The following is an 8,516-nucleotide window of genomic DNA, read 5'->3' on the forward strand; positions in this document are numbered from 1 at the left end:
AGGTGGCTATGAAATATTTATATAAGAACTATTTACCTATAAAAGGCGTAGGGAAGCAATGGTTTTCGATGAAAGTTTTGAATAAACAAATAGCACCTATGAGATTTGTATTGATTTTCTCTGTATTGTTTACGATAGTCATTTTATCTGGCTGTACAAGGCAAAGCAAGGTGGACGGCAATCATGTAACTATAACAAATGTATCATATGATACGACTCGCGAATTTTACGAGGTATATAATAAACGATTTCACGATTTGTACCAACAACAAAGAGGTCTTGATGTGCAGGTCTTACAATCACATGGTGGTTCCGGCGGTCAAGCGAGAGCTGTTATGGAAGGCAATAATGCGGATGTAGTGACATTGGGGTCTGAGCAAGACGTTAATTTATTAGCCCGAGCAGGGCTTATTAATAGTGATTGGCGAAGTCAACTGCCGAACAATTCGGCACCTTATACATCGACCATCGTTATGCTCGTAAGAAAAGGCAATCCTAAGCATATTCATGATTGGAATGATATTATAGCTCCCGATGTACGTATTATCGCGCCAGATCCGAAAAGTAGTAGCGGTGCCTGCTGGATTTTCCTCGGTGCTTGGTATTACGGTTTACATCATTATTACACAGAAGAGGGAACTAAAGAATTTGTGCGCCAATTGTATCGGAATGTAAGTGTTATGGACTCTGGTGCACGGGGGGCGACTACTACATTTGTGGAAAATAGACAAGGAGATGTACTTCTTTTATGGGAAAACGAAGCGCTATATCTAATGGAACATTATCCAGAGCGTTTTGACCTCATTGTACCGTCTATGAGTATTTTAGCTGAACCTAGTGTTGCTGTTGTTACAGGAATAACAGAAAAAGATAGCACTACACAGGTGTCTAATGATTATTTACGAAATTTATATACAGAAGAATCGCAACGATTATTGGCCAATTATGGGTTCAGACCTCGTAATGAGCAAATATTACGAGAATTTTCAAACAAATTTGATACATCTATTCAATTAGGAACAGTGGATGATTTTGGAGGTTGGAAGGCGATTTATACTAAATTCTTCAAAGATGGAGGTGTATTTGATGAGATTTACGGCTCTTAAAAAACATACACCGATTCCTGGATTTGGTCTTACGTTAGGAATCACTATTTCTATGGTATCCATCTTTGTACTGATTCCTTTGGCATCCGTATTGTATTTTGGTACCACCTTATCTTGGATGGAGTTTTGGCATATCATCACTATGCCTAATGTACTCTATGCGTTTGCTACTAGCATTGGTACATCTTTTATAGCGGCTCTTATGAATGTTATCTTTGGCGTACTCCTTGCCTGGGTTATCGTACGCTATGAATTTACAGGAAAGTCGCTTATCAACGGGCTTATTGAGATTCCTTTTGCACTACCTACAGCAGTAGCAGGGATTACATTATCTAAACTGTATTCTGATCAAGGTCTCATCGGTGCTTGGCTTTCACAGTGGGGAATACATGCATCATATAGCCACATCGGTATCGTTGTAGCCCTCGTATTTGTGGGCATTCCCTTTGTGGTACGCACGGTACAACCAGTATTAGAAGATTTTGACTCTACTTATGAGGAAGCGGCCTATATGTTAGGGTCGAGTACATTTGATTTATATCGCCGCGTTATCTTTCCTGAATTAAAACCTGCGATTTTAACAGGATTTGGGCTTGCTTTTGCGCGAGGAATTGGTGAATATGGCAGTGTTATTTATATTTCTGGCAATAGTTTACGCGAACATACACAGATTGTATCCTATGTTATCATGCAGAAATTGAATTATGCCGATTATGCTGGTGCTACGGCGGTGGCTATAGTATTGTTAGTGATTTCTTTTCTCGTTATGTTAACTATTAATGCTATGCATATTCATCAGTCAAAACGGGGAGGTGCATAATATGAAACGTCGCTCCCTAGGTGAATTGACGGCCATTATTATAGCTGTACTCTTTGTACTGCTTATGCTCGTGGTACCTCTTATTAGTGTGCTCACCAATGCGCTATCCAAAGGGTTAGATTTTTTTGTGAAAGCTATCTCTACCTCTCATGTTATATCTGCTTTGGGATTAACTATAGGTACTATGATTGTCACAGTCTTGATTACTGGCGTGTTCGGTGTGGCTGCAGCCTATTGTATTGGTAAATTTCAATTTAAAGGCAAGTCTATATTGACGACTCTCATTGATATTCCCTTTACTGTATCTCCCGTTATTGCAGGGCTAGCCCTAATTATGACCTTTGGACGAATGGGGTGGTTTCATCCTTATATTGAGGCGATTAACAATTATTTTAATCTCGATATTCGCATTGTTTTTGCTGTACCTGGTGTTATTCTAGCTACCGTATTTGTTACATTCCCATTTATTTACAGGGAAATCATTCCTGTGTTGTTCAGTCAAGGGAAGGATGAAGAGGAAGCGGCAGCCATGATGGGCGCCTCAGGGTGGACTATATTTCGACGCATCACATTTCCTGCTATTAAATGGCCATTTTTATATGGCATTATTCTCTGCAGTGCTCGTGCGCTTGGTGAGTTTGGTGCCGTTGCAGCCGTATCTAAGGCGCGAGGGCAAACTTTTACATTGCCCTTAGAGATCGATGCACTCTATATGTCTGGTTCTGAAAACGGTGCTGTATCGGCCTTTGCCGTATCATCTCTACTGGTAGGTATGGCTCTTATCATGTTAGTGATTCGCAGTATTGTTGAAAAGAAAGGATAGTCCACATGTATGTAGAACTAAAACAGGTGAATAAGTACTATGATACGTATCACGCATCCAAAGATATATCTATTGGTATCGAACAAGGACAAGTTCTTGCATTGTTAGGGCCTAGTGGCAGTGGTAAAACAACAATTCTACGTATGATCGCAGGGCTTGAAATACCTGATTCTGGAGATATTACTATTGCGAATCAAATCGTAAATACTATGCCGCCGCGAGAACGAGAAATAGGATTTTTATTTCAGAATTATGCATTATTTCGCCATATGACAGTATTTGAAAATATCGCCTTTGGCCTTGAAATGCAGGGGTTAAAACAAAAAGAGATTAAGCCTCGTGTAGCGGAATTGATTGAACTTATTGGATTAACAGGTTTAGAGAAACGGTATCCTATGGAATTATCGGGTGGACAAAAACAACGTGTTGCCTTTGCTCGTGCGTTAGCGCCGAATCCAAAGGTGCTTCTATTAGATGAGCCTTTTGCCGCTATCGACGTAAAGGTAAAGGAAGAATTACGTATTTGGCTAAAAGAGACGATTCATAAAATCGGTATTACAACTATTTTTGTTACCCACGATCAAGAGGAAGCCGTAGAATTAGCCGATATTATTGTTGTTACTAATCAAGGTCGAGTAGAGCAGATGGGAACGCCAGAGGAAATATACGGAGCTCCTAATACGCCTTTTGTGGCGCAGTTTATGGGAAAATCTACAGAAGTTTTATCCTACCGTGATTTAAAGGGCTTTCAGCATATCGATTATGGCTCATCTGCCATCATACGACCAGAAGCTATCAAGATTTATAAAAAAGGAACGCTTCGCCAATTTATGAGTGCTGCTGAAGAAGGTGTAATCGAACGGATTCTATTCAAAGGCAATCATTTGGAATTATGGGTTCGCATTGGAGACATGTTGATTTATAGCAATGCGGATATGGACAGTGCGCATTTTTCCGTTGGTGAAAGCGTAGATGTTTTGATTTATCGATTGTATATTTTTGATCACAATACTACACAAGTAGTAGAAAACAGCAAGATGAATGTTGATGATGTGTACTATATTTAGGTTGGTGAAGTGCTGTGAAAATTGAAGAAACAAAGTTGTTACATACTGATGTGCTCATCATAGGTGGCGGTACTGCCGGTTGTTATGGTGCACTTACATTGCGAAAACATAGCGATTTATCTATTATGATTGCAGAGAAAGCGCATATTAAACGGAGCGGTTGTTTGGCAGCCGGCGTCAATGCGTTGAATGCGTATATTGTAGAAGGACGCACTGCTGATGATTATGTAAATTACCAATTAAAAGATGCTAATTGCATTGTACGGGAAGATTTAGCCATCACTATGTGTGAAGGATTAAATCGCGTCACAGCAGAACTAGAGAAACTAGGCTTAGTTATACTAAAGAATCCTGATGGCACATATGTGGCGAGGGGCAATCGCAACATTAAAATCAATGGGGAAAATATAAAACCTATTTTAGCTGATGCGGTGGCGTCATTAGATAATGTGACTATCATTAATCGACTGGTTATAACCGATTACATCGTTGAAAACAATACTATATTAGGTGCAGTAGGTTTTCACATTGATACAGGCATAGCTTATGAGATTCGTGCCAAGTATGTCATTATTGCCACTGGTGGTGCATCAGGTCTCTATCGACCTAATAATCCAGGATTTTCTCGCCATAAGATGTGGTATTCTCCATTTAATACAGGCGCTGGTTATGCCATGGGGATTCGTCATGGCGCAGAAATGACTACTTTTGAAATGCGATTTATTGCTTTGCGTTGTAAGGATACAATTGCCCCTACGGGCACTATTGCACAAGGTGTAGGAGCCCTTCAAGTAAATAGTCGAGGTGAGGTGTATGAAACAAAATATGGCATCACCACATCAGAACGTGTTTATGGTACTGTAAAAGAGAATATTGATGGACATGGACCTTGTTATTTAGAAACTACAAATATTAGTGATGAACAAAATTCAGATTTATTAAAAGCTTATTTAAATATGGCACCTAGCCAAACCTTGCGATGGATTGAAAATGGTACAGGACCTAAAGCAGAAAATGTAGAAATAGAAGGCACTGAACCATATATTGTTGGTGGACATACAGCAAGCGGTTATTGGGTAGATACCAATCGAGAAACGACCATTAAAAATCTATACGCTGCTGGTGATGTAGCTGGTGGGTGTCCTCAAAAATACGTTACTGGTGCTCTAGTAGAAGGGGAAATAGCAGCCCTTGCTATTATAGAAAAAGAAAAGCATTTAGGAACCCATATTAATTCCCATGAGCATTTGCAGAATCTAGCTTTACAGGATGAATACAATCAATATTTGCTTTCACCAGGAGAGCCTAAACCAAGATTTTCCGTCTATGATTTAGAGGAAGCTATGCAGAAGGTGATGGATACTTATGCAGGCGGTATTAGCACTATGTATCAATATACGACGAAACAACTGGAAAAGGCAGAACAAGAAATTTCTCGTATTGAAGAATTGGTTACACAAGTCAAAGTTGAAGCGGTGCGAGAACTAGTATTCGTATATGAATTAAAAGAGCGCCTCACCGTATGTCACGTATTAATTGCTCATTTATTGGGGCGAAAGGAAACGAGATGGCATACATTTGGCGAGTTCTTAGATTATCCTGAGTCTTCTGATGCAGGATTACATTATGTGAATTCTAAATTAGTAGATGGCCGCATTCAAGTGTTAGAAAGACCATTAGTGAAACGAGGTGAACGCTATGAGCATAGCTATTCATAAGGACAAATGCATAGGTTGCAAACGGTGTAGCATTGTATGCCCTGGTTCCCTTATCGTTATAGATGATGATAAAAAAGCTCGTATTGCCTATCCTCGTGATTGTTGGGGTTGTGTATCCTGTGTGAAGGAATGTCCTGTGTCGGCTATCGACTTTTACCTCGGCGCCGATATGGGGGGGCGTGGCAGCACCATGACTGTTTCGTCAGAAGATTCCTATTTACATTGGCATATTCAAAAATATGATGGTACTACACAAACTATAACCATCGATCGACGAGAATCGAATCAATATTAGAAAGGAATATACTATGAGTCAGTTTTCCCACTTAGATGAATTAGAGGCGGAAGCCATATATATTATTCGAGAGGTAGCAGCACAATGTGAAAATCCTGTTATGCTCTACTCTATTGGCAAAGATAGCTCTGTTATGCTCCATTTAGCTTTGAAAGCTTTCTATCCAGAAAAACCACCATTTCCATTTTTACATGTAAATACAACATGGAAATTTAAGGAAATGATTAAATTCCGCGATGAAACAGCGAAAAAACTTGGCATTACTATGCTTGAGTATATCAATGCAGATGGTGTAGCACAAGGTATTAATCCTTTTGATCACGGTTCAGCGTATACGGATATTATGAAAACACAGGCTTTGAAGCAGGCATTACATAAATATGGTTTTGATGCAGCCTTTGGTGGGGGGCGTAGAGATGAAGAAAAATCGCGTGCCAAAGAACGTATTTTCTCATTCCGTACTAAAGAGCAAGCGTGGGACCCTAAAAATCAACGGCCAGAAATGTGGAAACTGTTTAACACGAAAATCAATAAAGGGGAGAGCATGCGCGTATTCCCTATTTCTAATTGGACGGAAACAGATATTTGGCAATATATCAAACGTGAAAATATCGATATTGTGCCATTATACTTTGCTGCAGAACGCCCTGTAGTAGAGCGAGATGGCAATATTATTATGATTGATGATAATAGATTTCCATTGCGTGAAGGCGAAGTACCAGAATTGAAAAGCGTGCGATTTAGAACTCTCGGTTGCTACCCATTAACTGGTGGTATTGAGTCTACAGCGCATACTTTAGATGAAATTATCGATGAAACATTGAGTGCAGTATCCTCTGAGCGAACTACTCGCGTTATCGATAGTGAAGCAGCGGGCAGTATGGAACGAAGAAAAAGAGAGGGGTATTTCTAATGAAAAGTTTACTAAAATTCATAACTTGTGGCAGTGTAGATGATGGCAAATCTACATTGATTGGACATATCCTTTACGATTCTAAATTGCTCTACGCAGACCAAAAGGAAGCCTTAGAGTTGGAAAGTAAGGTGGGGAGCCGCGGTGGTGCTATCGACTATTCTTTATTATTAGATGGTTTGATGGCAGAGCGGGAGCAAGGTATTACTATTGATGTAGCGTATCGTTATTTTACTACTGATAATCGTAGTTTTATCGTAGCTGATACACCGGGTCATGAAGAGTACACTCGCAATATGGCGGTAGGCGCATCCTTTGCAGATTTGGCGATTATTTTGGTAGATGCAAAACAAGGCGTTCTCGTTCAAACTCGTCGACATGCTCGCATCTGTAAATTGATGGGTATTGAATATTTCGTATTTGCCATTAATAAAATGGATCTTGTTGGTTATGATGAAAACCGTTTCCGTACTATTGAAAAAGAAATCCTAACCCTTCAAGAAGAGTTAGGATTAGCCAACATTGTTTTAATCCCTGTATCCGCTACAGAAGGGGATAATATTACTACCTTATCCCAAAATACACCATGGTATGCAGGACAAGCCTTATTGCCGTATTTGGAAAATGTAGATATTGCCACAAAAGGCGAAGTTGGATTCTACATGCCTGTACAACGTGTATCACGACCAGACCATACCTTTAGGGGCTTTCAAGGTCAAATTGAATCTGGATCTATTCGTGTAGGTGATAGGGTTACTATTTTACCGAGCGGAGAACAAGCAGAAGTTAAGTCTATTATAGTTGGCTTTGATGCAGTTACAGAAGCATATGCAAATCAACCTGTATCCATACAATTGAATCGGGAAGTAGATGTATCACGAGGTTGCGTGTTATACAAAGATATTGACCTTTATGTGAGTGCTAAAATCGATACTAATGTATTGTGGATGGATGACAGCCCTCTCGTGGAAGGTCGTGAATACATTGCTATGATTGGTACAAAAACGGTGTCTGCTATAATTTCTAAAATCCGCTATAAGATCGATGTAAATAGTGGTGAATTATTGCAAGCTGATGAGCTTAGTAAAAATGAAATTGCTCACGTGGTGCTATCATTGCAAGAACCTGTTGCAGTAGATTCTTTTGTGGAACATAAGACGCTTGGTGAATTTATTCTCATCGATCGTGTATCTCATATGACATCTGCGTGTGGTACCATTGTAAAACGTCTTGATGGCGATAAGGAGCTCTATACCTTTGTAAACGGTACTATAAAGGCTCGGGGCGATATTTTTGAAGAATTCTTCTACGATATCGAAGGTTTTACAGTGAACAAGGTACAGTCTAACGATTATGTATATCGCGTTGGAGATAATATTCCCGTACATGGTGAAAGCTATGATTATCCAGCAGATTTTGATATTATCGTCATTCGTGATAAAGTTGCTATTTCTATACGAAATGAGCAAATTGCAAATATCATAGCCTTGCGAGATTATCAATATAGTGAATTGCCAATACTTAATGGCCGTGGTTTTGCATTAGCTATTCATAATGAGACTGACTCTGAGGATTTTTATCAATCCTTAGATACTTCCTTTACCGAAGATTGGTATGATAAGTGGGTAGATTTTGGTGTATATCGCCGCATTGTATTTAAAAAGTTATAAATTAAGGCTTATAGGACAAAAGGTGTTGGTTTTTAATCCCATGAAGAATTGAAACTTTTATCATAAAAGTGTAAATCACTCCAAACAATAGCATCACCCCATGT

The 8,516-nt window shown here is 39.4% G+C and carries 8 protein-coding genes; all 8 read left to right on the forward strand.

All coding sequences use genetic code 11. From position 1 onward, the window contains the following. Positions 1 to 8: 8 nt before the first annotated feature. Genes EO120_RS03635 through EO120_RS03670 form a run of 8 tightly spaced genes read left to right on the forward strand, consistent with a single transcriptional unit; the run spans position 9 to position 8,412 of the window. Positions 9 to 1,106, forward strand: a complete 1,098-nt coding sequence (locus EO120_RS03635) for a sulfate ABC transporter substrate-binding protein (protein ID WP_241234873.1) — start codon at positions 9 to 11, stop codon at positions 1,104 to 1,106. After that, positions 1,087 to 1,926 carry a sulfate ABC transporter permease subunit CysT gene (gene cysT, locus EO120_RS03640; protein WP_127134159.1) on the forward strand — a complete coding sequence of 280 codons (840 nt, stop codon included), beginning with the start codon at positions 1,087 to 1,089 and terminating at the stop codon, positions 1,924 to 1,926. The genes EO120_RS03635 and cysT overlap by 20 nt, the downstream gene beginning before the upstream one ends. Before the next feature lies 1 nt (position 1,927). Further along, on the forward strand, positions 1,928 to 2,749 hold the full coding sequence (locus tag EO120_RS03645; protein WP_127134147.1) for a sulfate ABC transporter permease: 822 nt from the start codon (positions 1,928 to 1,930) through the stop codon (positions 2,747 to 2,749). A gap of 5 nt (positions 2,750 to 2,754) precedes the next feature. Continuing rightward, positions 2,755 to 3,816, forward strand: a complete 1,062-nt coding sequence (locus EO120_RS03650; protein ID WP_127134148.1) for an ABC transporter ATP-binding protein — start codon at positions 2,755 to 2,757, stop codon at positions 3,814 to 3,816. A gap of 14 nt (positions 3,817 to 3,830) precedes the next feature. After that, complete coding sequence (locus EO120_RS03655) at positions 3,831 to 5,534, forward strand: adenylyl-sulfate reductase subunit alpha (protein WP_127134149.1); 1,704 nt, start codon at positions 3,831 to 3,833, stop codon at positions 5,532 to 5,534. Further along, positions 5,515 to 5,829, forward strand: a complete 315-nt coding sequence (locus EO120_RS03660; protein ID WP_127134150.1) for a 4Fe-4S dicluster domain-containing protein — start codon at positions 5,515 to 5,517, stop codon at positions 5,827 to 5,829. The genes EO120_RS03655 and EO120_RS03660 overlap by 20 nt, the downstream gene beginning before the upstream one ends. A gap of 13 nt (positions 5,830 to 5,842) precedes the next feature. Further along, complete coding sequence (cysD, locus tag EO120_RS03665; RefSeq protein WP_127134151.1) at positions 5,843 to 6,742, forward strand: sulfate adenylyltransferase subunit CysD; 900 nt, start codon at positions 5,843 to 5,845, stop codon at positions 6,740 to 6,742. Next, complete coding sequence (locus tag EO120_RS03670) at positions 6,742 to 8,412, forward strand: sulfate adenylyltransferase subunit 1 (protein WP_127134152.1); 1,671 nt, start codon at positions 6,742 to 6,744, stop codon at positions 8,410 to 8,412. The genes cysD and EO120_RS03670 overlap by 1 nt, the downstream gene beginning before the upstream one ends. The last annotated feature ends 104 nt before the right edge of the window (positions 8,413 to 8,516 follow it).

This window comes from Veillonella caviae, assembly GCF_003992125.1.
In the GTDB taxonomy this organism is placed as follows: domain Bacteria; phylum Bacillota; class Negativicutes; order Veillonellales; family Veillonellaceae; genus Veillonella; species Veillonella caviae.

Excerpts from the sequence above, each read along its gene's own strand:
- EO120_RS03635 (WP_241234873.1), top strand. The coding sequence starts at position 9 with ATGAAATATTTATATAAGAACTATTTACCTATAAAAGGCGTAGGGAAG.
- cysT (WP_127134159.1), top strand. The coding sequence starts at position 1,087 with ATGAGATTTACGGCTCTTAAAAAACATACACCGATTCCTGGATTTGGT.
- EO120_RS03645 (WP_127134147.1), top strand. The coding sequence starts at position 1,928 with ATGAAACGTCGCTCCCTAGGTGAATTGACGGCCATTATTATAGCTGTA.
- EO120_RS03650 (WP_127134148.1), top strand. The coding sequence starts at position 2,755 with ATGTATGTAGAACTAAAACAGGTGAATAAGTACTATGATACGTATCAC.
- EO120_RS03660 (WP_127134150.1), top strand. The coding sequence starts at position 5,515 with ATGAGCATAGCTATTCATAAGGACAAATGCATAGGTTGCAAACGGTGT.
- cysD (WP_127134151.1), top strand. The coding sequence starts at position 5,843 with ATGAGTCAGTTTTCCCACTTAGATGAATTAGAGGCGGAAGCCATATAT.
- EO120_RS03670 (WP_127134152.1), top strand. The coding sequence starts at position 6,742 with ATGAAAAGTTTACTAAAATTCATAACTTGTGGCAGTGTAGATGATGGC.